Origin of the sequence: Paenibacillus sp. FSL R10-2771 (assembly GCF_038000205.1) — a bacterium.
GTDB lineage: Bacteria > Bacillota > Bacilli > Paenibacillales > Paenibacillaceae > Paenibacillus_AQ > Paenibacillus_AQ phytohabitans.
In genome coordinates, this window is sequence record NZ_JBBOBM010000001.1 from 6,988,885 (window position 1) to 7,006,748 (window position 17,864).

Genomic DNA, 17,864 nt, shown 5'->3' on the forward strand with positions numbered 1-17,864 from the left:
GCCTAATTCTTACTCTTCTAATATAACCGATTAAATAACAATATTCTACTTTGACAGATTCTCACAGTACCTTGGACAGGAATTCCCGGGTGCGCTCATGTGACGGATTTCCGAACAACTGCTCGGGTACCCCCTGCTCCACTACAATTCCCTGTTCCATAAAGAGGACACGGTCTCCCACTTCACGGGCAAAGCCCATCTCATGCGTTACTACAACCATAGTCATTCCTTCACCGGCCAAATCCTTCATGACCGCGAGCACCTCGCCCACCATCTCGGGGTCCAGTGCAGAAGTCGGTTCATCAAACAGCATGATCTTCGGCTCCATCGCCAGCGCGCGCGCAATCGCCACACGCTGGGCTTGACCGCCCGAGAGCGAGGATGGATACATCTCCGCCTTCTCGCTCAGTCCCACCTTTTGCAGCAGCTCCAGCGCTTTTTGACGGGCTTTGTCAGCCGGCCATTTGCGGACCTGCATCGGGGCCAGCATAATATTCTCGATCACTTTTTTGTGCGGGAACAGATTGAACTGCTGAAAGACCATGCCTACTTCGGTACGGATATCGTTAATCCTTGTGCTTTTGGCCATCAAGGAAGTGCCTTCAATTATAATATCGCCTTCCTGCGGCTGCTCCAGCAGATTGAGGCAGCGCAGAAAGGTCGATTTGCCCGAACCCGAAGGTCCGATGACCACCACAACCTCCCGGCTGTGAATGTCGACGCTGATATCGGTCAGTACCTTATGGGCACCGAAGGATTTATGCAGATGCTTCACTGAGATAATAGGCTCCATATAGGGTTACACCTTCCGTTCGATATAATTAAGCAGCTTGCTGAGGGAGTAGGTCAGAATGAAATAGATCAGTGCAGCGGTCAGATAAGGCTCCCAGATCCGCAGATATTGGCCTTTCATGGTATTGCTCCAGTACATAATCTCCGGTGCGGCAATCAGCGCCAGCAGCGAGGAATCCTTAACGAGGACGATGAATTCATTCCCGAACGCCGGAACCATCCGTTTGATGGCCTGAGGCAGAATAATGAAGCGCATCGCCTGGAGTTTGGTCATCCCGAGTGACAGGGCAGCTTCCCGTTGTCCGGGGTCAATTGACTGGATGCCGGCACGGAAAATTTCTGCGGAATACGCCGCGGAATTGAGCGAGAGCGCCACAAATGCGCTCATCAGCGCATAGGTTTTACCATAGAACAAGGGAATCAGCCCGAAATGGACGATCAGAATCTGGACGTACAGCGGTGTTCCGCGGAAGATGTTGATATACGCATGAAACGGCCAGCGGAAATACCATCTGGGCGCCATTTTGCCGAACCCGATAACCAGTCCCAGAATGGACCCGCACAGGATCGAAACCAGCGATACACCTATGGTGAACAGGGTCCCCTTAAGTAAAACCGGTAAATAATGAACGATGATGTCAAATCTGAAATCCATAGAACTCTTCCCTTCTCTTCTGCTTATAGCTTTCTCTATGTTTCTCTTGTGTTTCAAAAAAAGAAGCATGCGCAATAGCAATCATTACGCATGCTTAATTGTTACTCCGCTTACTCTGCGCTCAAAAGTGTGGCCGTATCCGGCTCATCGCCGAACCATTCTTTGTAGATTTCCGCATATTTGCCGTTCTCGATGATCTTCTTGATCGCCGGGTCCAGCTTGGCTTTCCATTCACTGCCCTTAGGATAGAGGATACCGTAATATTCGGAACCGAAGTTCTCCTTGTCGATGATACCGGTCAGCTTCTCATTCGGATTGTTCTTGATGTATTCGTTCACGATGGCGATATCCGCAACCACCGCATCCGCTCCGCCGCCGTTCAGCTCCATCAGGGCTACGGCATTGCTGTCATAACGCTTCAGATTGCCGTTGTCGATCCCCATAATGCCGCTCATGAGATCATCCGCAGTTGTTGCTGCCTGAACGGCAACCTTCTTATCCTTCAAATCAAGAGCAGACTTGATATCGCTGCCTTCCTTAACCATGATCATGTTCGTGGATTCGAAATAAGGAATGGAGTAGTCATAGGTTTCCTTGCGCTCATCTGTAATGGATACCGAAGATAGCCCCGCCTGATATTCAGTGCCTTGCTGAACACTGGTCAGCATCGTATCCCAGCCTGTGTTCGTCACGGTGTAATCGATACCCGCTTCCTCCATAACCGCTTTAATGAAATCAATGTCAAAACCCTTGATAGTGTCTGTATCCATATACTCCATAGGTGCATAACTGGCATCGCTGGCGAACTTGATGCTCTCTCCGGCCGCATTGCCGCTGCCTGCGTTATTATCCGAACCACAGCCGACCATTGCCAGGACCAGGAATGCCACCATACCTGACATTGCCCATTTTTTTCTGATTCCCATGCTCCAATCCCCCTACTTATTTATAAAATAACTTAAAGAGATTTTATCAGATTAAAGCGATGGTGACAATTAACTTTTCCTCTGTATGTTATATAACATGACATAATATCGATGTATTGTAACATTTACAGCTGCCTAATCTTAGAATTCAGGTCTATCTTCATATAAAAAGCAGCCAGGAGGCTGTCCGGAGAGTGATATCCCCGGCAGCGTCCTGGCTGCTTGCTATCATAACTGTTATTCACTTCATTCATTTCCAATCAGAACGTCAGGTCCCCGTCATATGAAGCAATCAGCCGGTACAGCTCCGGACGGCGGTCGCGGAAGATTCCCCATTCGATCCGGCCAACCTCAAGCGCATCAAGGTCGAATTCACTGACCAGTACACCCTGCTCATCGCGCCCGGCTTCGGCAATCTTGTTGCCCTGCGGGCCGGCAATGAACGAAGAGCCGTAGAAGTTAATGCTGGAATCCTCGTCAATCTCCTCACCGATCCGGTTGGAGGCGACGACAGGAATCAGGTTAGCGGCTGCATGACCCAGCATGCAGGTCTGCCAGTGATCCTTGGAATCGATCGAGCCGTCCTGCGGCTCCGAGCCGATAGCTGTAGGGTAGAACAGAATCTCCGCCCCCATCAGACTCATTACCCGCGCTGCTTCCGGATACCATTGATCCCAGCAGACGCCGACACCGATTTTGGCATAACGGGTATTCCACACCTTGAAGCCGGTATCGCCCGGGTTGAAGTAGAACTTCTCTTCATAGCCGGGGCCGTCAGGAATATGGCTCTTGCGGTATTTGCCCATCACCGTTCCGTCGGCATCAATCACGGCCAGCGAGTTATAACGCGCGTAGTTCTTTTTCTCATAAAAGCTGATCGGCAGCACCACTTCGAGTTCTTTGGCTATCGCCTTGAAATGGTTCACAGCCTTGTTGTGCTCTAGCTCGGTGGCATAGGCGTAATAATCGGATTTCTCCTTCTGGCAGAAATACGGTGTCTCAAACAGCTCCTGCAGCAGAATAATCTGCGCGCCCTGGGCTGCCGCTTCTCTGACCAGCGTCTCGGCCTTGCGGATATTCTCATCAATGTCGCCGGAACAGCTCATTTGTGTTGCGGCCACTTTTACTTTTCTCACAGTTGTTCCTCCCATTATGAACTTTAAATTCCCATCTGGGCGAAGTGTAACTGCGTTGAATGTTTGGACTTCCGGCCGCTTTCGCTCCTTCCGGTTCCAAAATTCCCCTCCGTTACTTTTGCCCTTTATGTTGTTAGTAAGTTCAACTTCAAGTTACAGCTTAGTTCACAGCAGGCATCTGTTGGGTGGTGCAGTGCACGTTCCCGCCTTCACCAATTACGGCCATTCCGTTCACTGTGCGAATTCTGCGTTCCGGGAACAGTCCGGCAAGCGTCTCTTCGGCAAGCCTGTCTGTCTCTGCCGCCGTACCGCCGAATACCGGCAGTATAATCCCGCCGTTTACAAAATAGAAATTCAGATAGCTCAGGGTCAACCGGCTGCCTTCATAATCTACACGGGGCGGCTGCTGAATGCGGATAATCTCCAGCTTCCGTCCCTTGGCATCGGTAGCCTGCTCCAGAATACGCAGGTTCTCCTCCGAAATGGCATAGTTCTCATCCTGCGGGTCCCCGCAGACCTGGATGATCACCTTGCCCGGCGCGGCAAAGCAGGCGATGTTATCGACATGACCGTCCGTCTCGTCCCCGCTGAGGCCGCGCTTCAGCCAGATGATCGACTCAGTTCCCGTATATTGCTTCACTAAGCCGGCAATCTCTTCCCGGTTCAGCTCAGGATTGCGGTTCGTGTTCAGCAGGCATTCTTCGGTAGTCAGCAGTGTGCCTTCGCCGTCGGTATGAATCGATCCGCCCTCCATGACAAGCGGTGCATCGAAGCTGCTGATCTCAAGCTGCTCCAGAATTTGCGGAGCTACCTTATCGTCAAGATCCCATGGCGAATATTTGCCGCCCCAGGCATTGAACTTCCAGTTCACACCGGCAAGCTTGCCTTCAGCATTCACTACAAAGGTCGGTCCGTTATCGCGCAGCCAGGCATCATTGTGCTTGATAGGCAGCAGCGTCACATTAGCCCCAAGTCCGAGCTGTTCTACTGTCTCCATATCATCAGGGTTCACAATCACCGTTACCGGCTCGAACTCGGCAATGGCTCTGATAATCTCGGCATAACCCGCACTTACCGCCGCATGGTTGTCCGGATATACCATAGAGTCCTGCACCGGCCAGGAGATGAAGGTCCGTTCATGCTCGGCCCATTCCGCCGGCATTGTATAGTTTAAATCTTTGGGATACGTCATTTAGTTACCTCTGCCGTTTATATTTGAAGCTGCCCTGTTAGCCGCAAGCTCCTCACCCATCATACAATAATATGCCTGTGTGCTCAATTGCCGGACCGCAATAATCCCCCTGGAAATATCCAGAGGGATTAGCGTTATGCTGCTATTTTACAGTGTAATATGCTTAATGACATTGCCCGCAAAATCCTTGATGCTGAATTCACCATTGTCCAGGATTCCGTAAGAATTGGGATTGTTCTCTTTGGGCAGGGAGATCGATCCGGGGTTAAGCACAACAATACCCTCCTTCACATCCGCCACCGGCAGATGCGTATGTCCCTGGATGAACACATCCTGCGGGGACAGCGCCGGCAAGTTATCGATGCTGAATCCATGCCCGTGCGTAGCGTAAATCTTCCGGCCCTCATGGAGAATCATTACGTAGTCGCCCATCATTGGGAACTGCAGGAGCATCTGGTCTACTTCAGCATCACAGTTACCTCTCACGGCAACCAGCGATTTACCATAAGCATTCAGCCTGTCAGCAACGCCCTGGGGATTATAACCCTCCGGCAGCGGATTTCTCGGCCCGTGATACAGGAAGTCTCCCAGAATAACCAGCGTGTGCGGCTGCTCCTCCTCCGCCTTGGCCAATGCCTGCTCCAGCCAGTGCAGCGACCCGTGAATATCGGAAATAAACATCAGTTTCATCTTTGTTCTTCCTCTCCGTTATATAGCTTTAGCTTAATGATGTCTGGGTAATTTTTTGAAATCCCAGCCTCTGCTGCCACAGGAATTTTGGACTACCCACTGTTAGTGGTGGAATCCTGCACGAAATACAATATTCTCCTCATAATATCGGGCGTAATCGGAAATTGTTGTACAAAAGGCAGCAATTGCTCTCCACCAGGCGGCTTTGCGGGACAATTGCTGTATTTCATACAACAATCCTCCCAAACACCCCGGTATCGCCCAATTAAAGTTGCAATACGTACAACAATTATGCCTGTGCAATATGAACTTAAGAATCTCCGGTTCTGGGTCTGCCAGCAACGAATCAAACAGGAGGAATGGGGTAATTCCATGCATCCATTGTAAACGCCCCCGCCCGGTCAACGCAAAGCAAGACGCCCCGGCGGGGCGCCCTGCTGTTAACTCCGCTTACTCGTATATCTAAAAGCTCCTCATGGCAGGTTGGACGAGCCCATCAGGAAGCGGTCCACTTCACGGGCGGCCTGACGGCCCTCGTTAATTGCCCAGACCACAAGACTCTGGCCGCGCCGCATGTCGCCGGCCGCGAAGACACCCGCCACACTCGTGGCCTGCGCGCCAAATTCAGCCTTAACATTGGAACGCTCATCGCGTTCTACACCAAGCTGTCCAAGTACCGTTTCCTCCGGTCCGGTGAAGCCCAGCGCCAGCAGCACCAGCTGCGCCTGGATAACCTCTTCACTGCCCGGAACTTCAACCGGTACCATCCGGCCGTCCTCCGTACGCTTCCATTCAATGCGCACGGTGTGCAGCTCCTGCACATGTCCGTTCTCATCGCCGGCGAAGCGCTTAGTGTTCACAAGATAGCGGCGCGGATCTTCTTCATATAGGGAAGCGGCCTCCTGCTGCCCGTAGTCCACCTTCAGCACCTTCGGCCACTCCGGCCAAGGATTGCCCGGCTGGCGGGTTAGCGGTGACTGCGGCATAATTTCGAGCTGGATAACGCTTCGACAACCATGGCGGATAGAGGTAGCTACACAGTCTGTACCTGTATCGCCTCCGCCGATAACAACAACATCCTTGCCCGCCGCCGACAGATATTCACCGTCAGCCAGCCCGGAATCCAGCAGGCTCTTCGTATTCAGGGTCAGGAACTCCATCGCCTGATGGATGCCCTGCAGCTCCCGGCCTTCCAGCGGAAGCTCCCGCGCCTTGGTAGATCCGCCACAGAGAACTACGGCATCATGCTCCTCCAGCAGCTGGGCTGCAGGGATATCCCGGCCGATCTCGGTCCGGGTTACGAAGGTAATCCCTTCCGCTGTCAGCAGATCCACCCGGCGCTGAACCTTCTTCTTATCCAGCTTCATGTTCGGAATGCCGTAGGTCAACAGACCGCCAATCCGGTCAGCCCGCTCATATACCGTCACCGTGTGTCCCGCCTTGTTAAGCTGCGCTGCACAGGCAAGCCCCGCAGGTCCGGAACCGACGACCGCAACCTTTTTACCCGTACGGGTAAGCGGCGGCTCAGGTACAATCCAGCCTTCGGCAAAACCTTTATCTACAATCGACTTCTCAATGGATTTAATCGTTACCGGATCGCCATTCTTACCAACGGTACAAGCGCCTTCACAAGGCGCAGGACAGACGCGTCCTGTAAATTCAGGGAAGTTATTCGTCTTATGCAGCCGTTTCAGCGCTACCTCCCAGTTACCGCGGTATACCATGTCATTCCATTCCGGAATGAGGTTGTGCAGCGGGCAGCCGCTGGCCATTCCGCTCAGCAGACGTCCTACATGACAGAACGGTGTTCCGCAATCCATGCAGCGGGCACCTTGCTCCCGCAGCTGGTCTTCCTCCAGCGGCACCGAAAACTCATTCCAATTCTTAATCCGTTCCAAAGGCTCGCACTCCGCAGGCGTACGCCGCTGATATTCTAAAAATCCGGTTGCTTTACCCATTCCTGTCTCCTCCGAGTCTCTCTGATTGGCCGCCGAAACTATAAAAAGCGGCATTCATGCCCACATTTGGCTCCAAAAAGAAACCTACTCTTCTGTCGCCAGCCGTCATTCTGTCACTGTAAAGCAGCGAAGCAAGAGGCTGCACAGGGGTATGGAATCACCCCGGTACAGGCTCTTGCACGGTTGTAATAAGGGGAATAAATGCCTTCATATTAACATCTATCCGCTAAGCGCGAACATGAGCAATGTCACCTTTTACAGCAAACGGTTCGGCACCGGAACTCAGGCTGCGTCTTTCCTCTTAAGAATATTGTAGGCGGAGCTGAATACCCCGAACAGAATCCCTGTTACAGGAAACACGATCCAGTTGATGTGCCACTGATCGTACACAAACCCGCTGACCAGAAAGACGCAGGTAACCAGCGGCCAGACGATGGAGGCTACTGCACCGATGACCCGGTCCTCTTCCTTCTTTTCTTTACTGAAATCCCCGGTCTTCAGCAGCATCTGATACGCTCCCCGGATATTTCCGTAATAGACAAAGAGGAATACAGCTACAGCCACAACGGCCAGCAGCACCACAACCCCATACGAGGAGGCATCATCCCCAAAGGCTGAAGCTACAAAAATAGCAATTGGCGATAATACGCACAAGCTGACTCCCATGATGAGCGACAGCATATACGTTGCGGCAAAACCGGACTGCCTCTGCTGAATATCCGCTTCCAGATGGTAAGGCAGATGAAACCCGGACTCCAAATATTTATACTTTTCCATTCGCATGCCGCTGTAAATAAACATCGCAATAGCCGGAACCAGCAGAACTAACAGAAAGCCTACCCCGATCATGCTCATCGCATCCTCCGAAAAGACAGAGCTCATAAACCCGTTCTCCCCAAGACTCGCAATCAGAATGAGCAGGCCGGCGCCCACCATAATCAGCCCTGTGCCAAGACCTATAAGCAGCCCTGATCTCCTTTTGGCAGCGATGAATTCCTCCGTCTCCATTTCAGTAAGCATTGGAAGCAGCTCTTCCTTAGGGTGCTCCCCGATCCCCAGCTCGCTGACCAGCTCATCAATGTTGCCGAATTCGGAAATGACGATGCCCACCGCCTCATTCTCCGACTTCCCGTCATCCTTCAGTTCGTGATACTTCTCCTCCATGTTGCCAAGCAGCTCCTGCTTCAGCTTATACATCTGTTCCGTTCTGGGCAGAGAAGCGAACATATTGTTCAGATAACCTACGATTGTATCCAAGTTCATCACAGCTCCTTTATGAATTTGTTGATGACTTCTTGCGTGACTTGCCATTCCTCGCATTTGGTGCGGTAATAGGCCAGGCCCTGCGGGGTGATACGGTAATAAGTACGTCTTTTCCCAAAAGTCTCATCCAGATAAAATGAATCGATATATCCGTTCTTCTCCAGCCGGGTGAATGCGGAATAGAGCGTAGTTTCCTTCATAATGTATTTCTCTTCCGAAAGCTTCCGTATATTCTTGGAAATCTCATAGCCATAAGACTCCCCGTCCAGAAGCATGTAGAGGATCATCGTATCGTTGTATCCCCGGATAACGTCACTGCTGATCAATTGCCTGCCTCCTATACTTCATCTGTCGTAGTAATTAGGTTCATTGTAGCATAATTACTACGACAGATGAAGTAGTTTTTATCCCGGGAAAAGGTTTATTTATAACAGGCAAAAAAAACAGGCTGCCCGGGCAGCCTGTTCTGTCTTTCAGGTATATTACAGCACAGCCAGTACAACCATCCCAATGCCTCTGGCCGCTAAAATTCCGTTGTCCAGCTGTCCCGCATGCTCCCCGCCGAACAGAACCGTCCATTCCCCCAGCATAGGCAGCTCAAGAACGGCACCATCCGGATTGGCATTGTACAGGACGTAGAGATGCTGTGCGGAATCTCCCCCGGCATGATCTCTTAGCGAGAAGGCAACCGAATGCGCCGGAGACTCCTCGAAGACCAGATGGTCACGGATTTCATCGGCGGTCCGCAGCCGGAAGGCGGGACGTGTCGCGCGCAGCGCAATCAGCCGCTTCATGTAATCTATAGATTCCGCATGGGCGGCGCAGCGTTCCCAGTCCAGCCAGTTGTATTCCACTGGCGATTTATAGCTGTTCTCGATCCCGTCCTTGGTCCGCATGAACTCCTGTCCGGCATGGATGAAGGGAATCCCCTGGCTGGTCAGGATCATCGCTGAGGCCAAGTGGTGCATGGCGCGGCGCTGTTCATCCGTTATCCCTCCGGTGGACAGCAGAAGCTTATCCCATAACGTGTGGTTGTCATGGCACTCCACATAGTTAACACTTTGCTGGGGCTCCTGGGCGTATTGCCCGAGGCCCGGCCCGTAGTAGATCCCTCCGGCAATCCCAGCCTTCACATTCCGTTCAAAGCCGCTACCGCCGCTAATGAAGCCTTTCTGGTCATGCAGAAAAATATTGCCTTTGACCGCATCGCGGTAACCGTCATTGAAATGTCCGATGCCCGGCAGCTCATTCGCATGGCGCTGGTTGGCGCGGAGATCCTCTGCCAGCTCCGTATCCATCACCCAGCCCTCCCCTATTGTCATCAGGGAAGGATCAAGCTCATCGAGCCGGCGGCGGATTTCTGTCATGGTGCCAATATCAAGCAAGCCCATCAGATCGAAGCGGAAGCCGTCGATATGATATTCCTCCGCCCAGTAGACTACCGACTCCACGATGAAACGTGACATCATCTTCCGCTCTGAAGCGGTGTCGTTACCGCAGCCGGAGCCGTTGGACAGCCGGCCATCCTCTTTATAGCGCAGATAATAGCCGGGAACCAGCTTGGTAAAATTCACGCGGAACCCGTCATAGACATGATTGTAGACAACATCCATAATGACACGCAGGCCGCGGTCATGCAGCGCCTGTATCATAGTCTTCAGCTCCTTGATGCGCAGGCCCGGCACATACGGGTCTGTAGCATAGGAGCCTTCAGGCACATTATAGTTCTTGGGATCATATCCCCAGTTATAATGCGGCTGATCCAGCCGGGTCTCATCCACGCTCTCCGTAGCATAATCGTAGACAGGGAGCAGCTGCACATGAGTCACCCCAAGGGCGGCAATATGGTCAAGGCCGGTCGGAATCCCTTCAGGGCCGCGCGTCCCGGCTTCTGCCAGGCCTAAATATTGTCCTTTATGCGTAATCCCGCTGGCGGGATGCATTGACAGGTCGCGCAGATGAAGCTCATAGATCACCGCATCAACCGGATCCTCCAGCGGCGGCTGCTCCTGCGTCCAATGCTCAGGATCTGTCTTACGCATATCAAGAATTGCACCTCTGTCACCATTCACACCGACAGCACGGGCGTAGGGATCTGCTGCTTCATTCCACAAATCGCCCAGCCGCACACGATAGGTGTAGAATTTCCCGTTCAGATCACCGGGAACGGTGATTCTCCAGGTTCCCCGGACATCCCGGATCATAGGAATATGCTGTCCGGCTGCCTCCTGCCATGATTCATAGAGCACAAGCTCTGCCTCCTGGGCGGTAGGCGCCCATAAACAGAACGCCGAGCCGGTCACTGAATAGCTCAAGCCAAGATCGCTTCCGTCGTAGCTGAACAGTTCATCAAATTCCCGGTCAAACACGGATATACCGCTGGTAGCCGCCGGATCACCATAATAGATCGGCTCCTTCATTTCCTTTTGCACGGACAAGGCCCCCGCCTCCTTTACCCTTTATAAAAATATACGTCTGCTTATACTGGGAGTTACACTAAATCCATTCTTCATAAATGGAATTTTATCCTAGTCTTACGTTTTGTGCAAACGTTTGTATTATGCAGTACCGGAAGGCCGGACCTCTCTGCTGTCCCGTCATGCAATCCAGCCGGCAGGTTAGCCCTTCCTTATGCGGTTAAGGCGCCTCTGAGGATTCCGCTATGTTAAGTGCCACCATTGTAAGAATTGCCTGATTCGCTGGATATGAAATGCGCCGCTCGCGGCCGGGAATATACCCGCGGCCCGGATGCCGCACCCCATTATCATGGACAACCAGCGTACATGTGCCATCAGCATTATCCTCATAACCGATTCCAAGCACCCAATGATAATCATAGACATAACTTCCCCGCCAGCGGAGGCTGAACCATTTATCAAATTTAAGGGCTACAGGCCGCGAGGCATCGATCTCGGCTTTGTATCTTGCGATATCATTAAATACGGAAACCGTAAGCAGTCTGGAGCTATCCTTCCCGCGCGGAGCAGCATGGCTGATGTAGGCCCGGAGACCTTTGGCGAAGCTGCGCACACTCATTCCCCAAGGTGTTCCGCCATGATGAGTGTATATGTAATTGATATGTGCTGCCTTGGAATCAAAATGACCGGCCCCCGGAATAAACAGCCTGCCCATACGCGTGTGCCAATATTCCATAAGCGCGGCCATAGTTGCCGGACCGCAGGCTGAGGCGGGAGAGGCTACTCCCGTTTCCCACTGCGTATACGGTTCCGCCTTCAACTGCCGGCTGGACGGCTGTCCGCTCATAGGGATACCCTATTCCGGCAATGCTGCAATACGCGTTCAATATCTGTGGTCAGGTACGGCTTGCTGACAAAGTCATCCATACCGACCGAGAAGCAGCGTTCCCTGTCCTCATCCCTGGCATAGGCTGTCACTGCCGTGATATAAGGCTGATGATCCGGAGGAGCCTGCTGACGGATTCTGGCCGTTGCCGTCAGGCCGCTCATCACCGGCATTTGCACATCCATAAATACAAGATCATACGGCTTGCGGAGCACAGCCTGCAGTGCCCCGCTGCCGTTGTCTACGAGGTCAGCAGTATATCCTCTTGTGCGGAGCATGGTCAGCAGCAGCTTCTGATTGACCGGATGATCCTCCGCGATCAGAATGCTCATAGGTCCGAAGTTGGCAGCAGGCAGGCCCCCTTGCGCAGGAAGCAGCAGTTCCTTGCCGTCAGCCTCAGGCGCAAGGCTGCTTCCGGCTGATCCCCCTTGATCTGCCGGGGTAACCGGTACAGATACATGCTGATTGGATTCAGCAGAATCGGCTGATTCCGCCCACCCTTCATCAGGATCGATGTCAATATCTATAGGCAATGTGAAATAGAAATCCGAGCCTTCTCCTTCAACGCTCTCCACGGTGATCGCTCCGCCCATCAGCTCAACCAGCCGTTTGCAGATCGCGAGGCCCAGTCCGGTCCCCCCGTATTTGCGGTTAATTGACGGATGAAGCTGGGAGAAGGACTGGAACAGCAGCGGCTGTTTCTCCGGCGGGATTCCGATTCCTGTATCCAGCACACTGAATTTCAATATCAGCTTCCTGCGGTCCCGGCAGTATTCCGTACCAAGACGGATAGAGACTTGGCCCTCCTCCGTGAATTTGACTGCATTGCTGACGAGGTTCACCAGCACCTGGCGCAGGCGGGCGGCATCGCCCATAATCAGCTCCGGCACATCAGGAGCCTTATGACAGGAGAGTTCAATGCCCTTCTCCCGGGCTTTGGGCGCGAACAGCTCCGTTACGTTTTCAAGCAGTCCTTCCAGGCTGACCGGCTCATGAGTAAGCGTCATTTTACCGGCTTCTATTTTGCTGAAATCCAGAATTTCATTAAGAATATATAACAGGGACGCGCTGCTGTCGCTAATGATCTCAGCATATCCGCGCTGCTCCTCATTAAGCTCCGTCTCCATGAGCAGATCTGTCATCCCCATAATTCCGTTCATCGGCGTACGCAGTTCATGGCTCATGATGGCGAGGAATTCCGATTTGGCCTGGTCTGCTTTCTCTGCCAGCTCCTTCGCTCTAATAATCTCCTTCTCATCGGTAATGTCACGGAAGACAACGACCGCTCCCTTGCGCTCGCCCTTGTCAAACAGAGGGGTAACCTGATATTCGGCCAGAAAGCTGGAGCCGTCCTTGCGCCACAGCACCGCATCTTTGCTCTGATGAGATTCCCCTGCCCGCACCGCCCGCATCAGCGGAGATTCCTCCGGCCGGTAATGAATGCCGTACAGCGCCGTCTGTTGAAGGTGATCCAGGTAAGGATGGCCCGTGATCTCTCCATATTCAAAGCCCAGCATCTGTGCCCCGGCGGGATTAATAAAGGTTACTTTCCCCTCGGTATCCAGACCGAATATTCCTTCGGAGACCGCATTCAGGATCAGAGTGTAGTCATTGCCCAGCTTCTCAATCTGCTCGGTGTAACGGATACGGTCCGTAATGTCGCGCGATATTCCATATACACCCACAACCTGCTTGTCCACAATAATAGGAATATTGATCGTGTTAATCTCCACCAGACGGCCATCCTTATGAATCAGCGTAAGGTCATAGCTCTGGGGAATGCCTTGGGTAGCCAGAGTGAAATGATGCATCGTCTTCCCGATATCCTTGTCCGCCACGAGCGGTCCGAAATAATTACCCAGCAATTCATCCAGCGAGTACCCGCTAAGCTCCTCCAAATAGGGATTAGCCGTGAGATATTCACCCTGCAGATTCATGGAATATACCGCGGAAGGATTATACTCGAACAACGATTTGTAGCGCTGCTCGCTCTCCTGCAGCTTCGAGTCGAACTCTTTGCGTTCTGTAATATTCCGGCCGACGGCAATAATCTCCACCGCTTGACCCTGCTCATCAAAAATATAACGGCTGTTCGTCTCAAACCAGATGTAGCTGCCGTTCTTATGACGATAGCGGTAGGAAACCGGCCGGATAAACCCGGAGATTTCGCTTTCAGCCATAATCGCTCTCATCATCTCCAGATCATCCGGATGCAAATAATGATAAGCGCTGGTACCGATCATCTCTTCAGGCTCATAACCCAGCAGTGATTGGCTGGCCGGTGAGCAGTACAGGAAGATGCTGTCCTTGATGGCGTGGCGGGAAATCAGATCGAGTGAATTCTCCGACATCAGGCGGTAATTGCGTTCGCTCTCCCGCAGCAGCCGCTCCATCTGCATCCGCTCGGTAATATCCTGCATCATGCCGATCAGCTGAACCGGCTGGCCGCCCGGTCCGAAGGTTACATCCCACTGGATGTGTACAGCCAGGATATCTCCATTCGGCAGAATCAGCCGGTAAGACGTGTCCCCGGACTCGCCCTTGATTACAGCACGCTCTACAGCAGCCTGCAGGAGAGAGAAATCCTCCGGATGAACCAGAGCCATGAAAGCTTCGTAATCCACATTGTCATTCCCGACAGCATTCTGCAGAATACGCCGCACCTCTTCCGAGAATGACAGCTTTCCCTTGGTCAAATCCCAGCCCCACGAGCCAATTCTGGCTACCCTCTGGGCGATGGCGAGCGCTTCCTCGCTCTGCTTACGCCGGGTCACATTACGCCCGATTCCCATAATTCGCGTAATTTCGCCGTTCTCGTCCCGGATTTCATGAAAAGACATCTCAAACCATAAATAATGCCCTTCCTTGTGACGCAGCCGGCGGCTGTAAGTATCATTCTTCAACAGGCCGTTGGAGCTGCTGATCCCGTCAAAATCATCCGGATGATAGAATTCTGCCCGGTTTCTTCCAACCATCTCCTCCGGCAGATATCCAATTTGCGGGAAGGAGGAGGGGGAAATAAAGCTTAAAGTCCCGTCCGGCAGCGAGAAGGAAATCATGCTCTGATCATCTTTTATAAATAAGTTGTACAGATCGCGGCTGTCTACTGTCAGCTGGTCAGCAATCTTGCGGTCCGTAACATCCTGTGCATATACAATAATATTCCGGTCCATCCGGCCTGCTTCTGCCGGAACAAACGTAAGGGAGAGCCAGAGCTTCCTCCCGCCGCTGCCAGGGAAACGCAGCTCTTTCACAAGGGGCTGCCCGTTGGTCTGCGACAGCTCCTTCATGATTTCGGGTAAAGAGAATCCCCCCTGCTCTTCCAGCCGGACCCGGCCTGTCCCGGATAAAGCGCCCGCGAGAAATTCCGGTTCACTGCAGCCAAGCATCGTGCAAAAAGCAGGGTTAACCATGACCCAGCGGTCCCCTTCAGAAGACAGCACAGCCATCCCCACTGGAGACATCAGGAATGCTTGATCCAGAATGGTTCTATTCTCTGCCAAGTTATCCATTAAACAAGGCCTCCTTCATCTCGAGCCGGCGCTTCTGCAGACTCTCTGTTGTCTTCGCTTGTCCTTCTATATCTCACAGTATACGATAAGAGCAGCAGGGAATGAAACGTACAGCCCCCATTGGATCAGGAAAATTTAAATTGTAAATATTGACTATTCCAGAAATGCGCCCTATATTAAAAGGTAATTATATAACCGTGACTCATTACGCTGGAAGCACCCGTAATAGAGGCCTATTGGCCTTTACTGCGGGTGCTTTTTTGCGTGTATTATCGGGACACGGAAACAAGAGGAGGAATATTAATGAGGAATTTGTGCAGGAACGCTGCCATAACGCTGCTCTCCCTGCTGATTGCCCTGGCCACCCTGGCCGGGTCTGCTTCTGCATCTCCGACGGTAATAACCGCATCGATTCAGGCGTCTTTTGATCTTACTGCGGCAGCGGCAGATAGTACTATCCGCGTCCGGCTGAAGAGCCAGTACAGTGAATTAACCCTCCTGTCAGCCCAATATGACAGCCGGGAGATACAGATTAGAGCGCTTCATGATCAGAATGCAGAGTCGCTGATTGTTGTCCGCGAGGCTATCAAGAATATAGACCAGGCTTCCGTAGCCCGGCTTACCGCAGCTGTCAGCAGCGCCAAGGAACGCTACCAGCCGCTGTTCGATCAATACAGTGCGCTCAACAAACGGATTTCCCTGCTCAAAGGGCTGAAGGACAAGACGCTGAATTCCGTACTGAAGGCCCAGTCCGAGGCTATGAAGCTCCTTGTACAGTTGGCCCGACAGGAGATACGCGACAAGGAAGCCCTGCTCAAGGCTGCCAAGGATACACGCACCAAGCGGGTTGCCGCTGCCCGCAAGATTCTGGCCGGAATGGATAACGCGCAAATTTCAATGAAATCCCAGAAGAGTGCAGCCTCCGCATTGAACAAACGGCTTACCGCAGACTGGAGCGATTTCAAAGCTGCGGTCCGCAAGCAGAACTCCGTCCTGGCCGGCCAATCCTTATCCTCAATGGTCTCCGGCTACCGGCAAATTGCAGCCAGCAAGCTGAAGATTATTGAGCTGGAGCAGAAGATCGCAGCCATTATTACCGCTACCCATAAGCAAATCGGCACTTGAACCTCTATCTGTCCTGTATCTTCCAACCGTAAGGGCGCATATGGTAGTTAAAGAAGACCATCATCATGCGGCGGGAGGAGGCATTCACTATGCGTATCTGCATCATTGCACCCGAACAGTTCCCGGTTCCAGGGGATGGCTCTGTAGAGATCTGCATCTGGAATATTGCCCGGCGGCTTGCCCGAAGGCACAAGGTAACTATAGTGAGCCGGAGATCGCCTGGACTCCCGGACATTGACGAAATAGAGCAGGTCAGGTTCATCCGCCTTCCTTCCGGGACCCCTGCCCGGTACCGCAGTTCGGTTCTCGGATATCTGGAGGCGGCAGAAGCCTTTGAACTGATTCAGATCGATAACCGGCCGCTGCTGCTGGCCGCTGTCAAACGGCGGCACCCCGGCACTCCGGTGCTGCTGTTCCTGCATTCCCTGACCTTCGTGCCGCTGGAATCCAGAATCGCCCGCAGCCTCGCCCTGGCGGACGCTGTCGCGGCTAACAGCCGCTCCCTGCAGCAGCGGCTCGTGCGGCGGTTCCCCGGTATCCCGGGCAAGCTCCGCGTTGTTCCGCTGGGAGCGGACCTGTCCCGCTTCGTCCCCGTGCCGGCGCAGGAGAAGGCACGACTGCGCGCGCTGTACGGCCTGGCCCCCGGCTTCACCGTCTTGTTCGTGGGCCGGGTAATCCCGCGCAAGGGAGTGCCTGTGCTGATCCGGGCCATGCACCGGCTGAACAGGAATATGCCCGCCCGGCTAGTGATCGCCGGAGACGGCAAGCCGGCTTATCTCCGGCAGCTTAAGGTACTCGCGCGCCGGCTGGGTGTGCGCGTGTCTTTCCTGGGGAATATCCCGCATGAGGATATTCACAGCCTGTATCAGGCCGCAGACTGCTTCATCTGTCCTTCCCAGCGGCATGAATCCTTCGGCCTCGTGAATGTAGAGGCCATGGCCACGGGACTTCCGGTGATCGCCTCGCGAAACGGCGGAATCCGGGAGATTATTGATTCCGGCCATAACGGATATCTAGTGGGGAGATACCGGGACCCTGCTCCTTTCGCCAAGCGAATGCTGATGATCGGCCGCAATCCTGTGCTCGCGGCAAGGATCGGAATGCAGGGGCGGAGCGATGCGCTGCAGATGTTCGAATGGCAGCATACTGTAGAGCTGCTGGAGAATCTCTACCTGAAGCTGGTACCGCAATAACCGGAGGAGACGGGTCCGTGCACCTCCTCCGGGATGCGATACAGCAGCCCCTTTGACGCTCCCCGGCAATGCGACATTGTGTCATACGAATTTTGTGATCCTTCTCGCAGGATACGGCT

14 protein-coding genes are annotated in these 17,864 nt (G+C 53.1%); 2 read left to right on the forward strand and 12 right to left on the reverse strand.

What is annotated here, in order from left to right:
• Positions 1–61: 61 nt before the first annotated feature.
• The 12 genes from NSU14_RS30090 to NSU14_RS30145 form a co-directional block, all read right to left on the reverse strand.
• Positions 62–784, reverse strand: a complete 723-nt coding sequence (locus NSU14_RS30090; protein WP_340949020.1) for an amino acid ABC transporter ATP-binding protein — start codon at positions 782–784, stop codon at positions 62–64.
• Between the two features lie 15 nt (positions 785–799).
• Positions 800–1,447, reverse strand: coding sequence for an amino acid ABC transporter permease (locus tag NSU14_RS30095; protein ID WP_039299378.1), 648 nt, complete (start codon positions 1,445–1,447; stop codon positions 800–802).
• Between the two features lie 110 nt (positions 1,448–1,557).
• A complete protein-coding gene (locus NSU14_RS30100) occupies positions 1,558–2,373 on the reverse strand; it encodes a transporter substrate-binding domain-containing protein (RefSeq protein WP_081969796.1) in 816 nt (271 codons plus the stop codon).
• 260 nt (positions 2,374–2,633) lie between these two features.
• The gene (aguB, locus tag NSU14_RS30105) at positions 2,634–3,509 is read right to left on the reverse strand and encodes an N-carbamoylputrescine amidase (RefSeq protein WP_076243521.1); all 876 of its coding nucleotides are present in this window, start codon (positions 3,507–3,509) and stop codon (positions 2,634–2,636) included.
• 160 nt (positions 3,510–3,669) lie between these two features.
• A complete protein-coding gene (locus NSU14_RS30110; RefSeq protein WP_042132976.1) occupies positions 3,670–4,701 on the reverse strand; it encodes an agmatine deiminase family protein in 1,032 nt (343 codons plus the stop codon).
• A 147-nt stretch (positions 4,702–4,848) separates the two neighbouring features.
• Positions 4,849–5,391, reverse strand: coding sequence for a phosphodiesterase (gene yfcE / locus NSU14_RS30115; protein ID WP_042132974.1), 543 nt, complete (start codon positions 5,389–5,391; stop codon positions 4,849–4,851).
• 473 nt (positions 5,392–5,864) lie between these two features.
• Positions 5,865–7,349, reverse strand: coding sequence for a glutamate synthase subunit beta (locus tag NSU14_RS30120; protein WP_042132970.1), 1,485 nt, complete (start codon positions 7,347–7,349; stop codon positions 5,865–5,867).
• Positions 7,350–7,631: 282 nt separating this feature from the next.
• A complete protein-coding gene (locus NSU14_RS30125) occupies positions 7,632–8,606 on the reverse strand; it encodes a permease prefix domain 1-containing protein (RefSeq protein WP_076243574.1) in 975 nt (324 codons plus the stop codon).
• A 5-nt stretch (positions 8,607–8,611) separates the two neighbouring features.
• On the reverse strand, positions 8,612–8,938 hold the full coding sequence (locus NSU14_RS30130; protein WP_076243519.1) for a PadR family transcriptional regulator: 327 nt from the start codon (positions 8,936–8,938) through the stop codon (positions 8,612–8,614).
• Positions 8,939–9,094: 156 nt separating this feature from the next.
• Positions 9,095–11,050, reverse strand: a complete 1,956-nt coding sequence (pulA, locus tag NSU14_RS30135) for a type I pullulanase (protein ID WP_340948239.1) — start codon at positions 11,048–11,050, stop codon at positions 9,095–9,097.
• A 199-nt stretch (positions 11,051–11,249) separates the two neighbouring features.
• Positions 11,250–11,876 carry a C39 family peptidase gene (locus NSU14_RS30140; RefSeq protein ID WP_042132965.1) on the reverse strand — a complete coding sequence of 209 codons (627 nt, stop codon included), beginning with the start codon at positions 11,874–11,876 and terminating at the stop codon, positions 11,250–11,252.
• Positions 11,873–15,427, reverse strand: a complete 3,555-nt coding sequence (locus NSU14_RS30145) for a PAS domain S-box protein (protein ID WP_336102895.1) — start codon at positions 15,425–15,427, stop codon at positions 11,873–11,875. The genes NSU14_RS30140 and NSU14_RS30145 overlap by 4 nt, the downstream gene beginning before the upstream one ends.
• A 303-nt stretch (positions 15,428–15,730) precedes the next feature.
• Between NSU14_RS30145 and NSU14_RS30150 the strand changes: the two genes are divergently transcribed.
• Together NSU14_RS30150 and NSU14_RS30155 are read left to right on the forward strand one after the other, a co-directional pair.
• Entirely contained in the window at positions 15,731–16,552 is an 822-nt protein-coding gene (locus NSU14_RS30150; RefSeq protein WP_052421636.1) for a hypothetical protein, read from the forward strand.
• An 89-nt stretch (positions 16,553–16,641) separates the two neighbouring features.
• Positions 16,642–17,745, forward strand: coding sequence for a glycosyltransferase family 4 protein (locus NSU14_RS30155; protein WP_042132961.1), 1,104 nt, complete (start codon positions 16,642–16,644; stop codon positions 17,743–17,745).
• The last annotated feature ends 119 nt before the right edge of the window (positions 17,746–17,864 follow it).

Coding starts and splice junctions, on each gene's coding strand:
- NSU14_RS30095 (WP_039299378.1), bottom strand. CDS start 1,447: ATGGATTTCAGATTTGACATCATCGTTCATTATTTACCGGTTTTACTT.
- NSU14_RS30100 (WP_081969796.1), bottom strand. CDS start 2,373: ATGGGAATCAGAAAAAAATGGGCAATGTCAGGTATGGTGGCATTCCTG.
- NSU14_RS30110 (WP_042132976.1), bottom strand. CDS start 4,701: ATGACGTATCCCAAAGATTTAAACTATACAATGCCGGCGGAATGGGCC.
- yfcE (WP_042132974.1), bottom strand. CDS start 5,391: ATGAAACTGATGTTTATTTCCGATATTCACGGGTCGCTGCACTGGCTG.
- NSU14_RS30120 (WP_042132970.1), bottom strand. CDS start 7,349: ATGGGTAAAGCAACCGGATTTTTAGAATATCAGCGGCGTACGCCTGCG.
- NSU14_RS30140 (WP_042132965.1), bottom strand. CDS start 11,876: ATGAGCGGACAGCCGTCCAGCCGGCAGTTGAAGGCGGAACCGTATACG.
- NSU14_RS30145 (WP_336102895.1), bottom strand. CDS start 15,427: ATGGATAACTTGGCAGAGAATAGAACCATTCTGGATCAAGCATTCCTG.
- NSU14_RS30150 (WP_052421636.1), top strand. CDS start 15,731: ATGAGGAATTTGTGCAGGAACGCTGCCATAACGCTGCTCTCCCTGCTG.
- NSU14_RS30155 (WP_042132961.1), top strand. CDS start 16,642: ATGCGTATCTGCATCATTGCACCCGAACAGTTCCCGGTTCCAGGGGAT.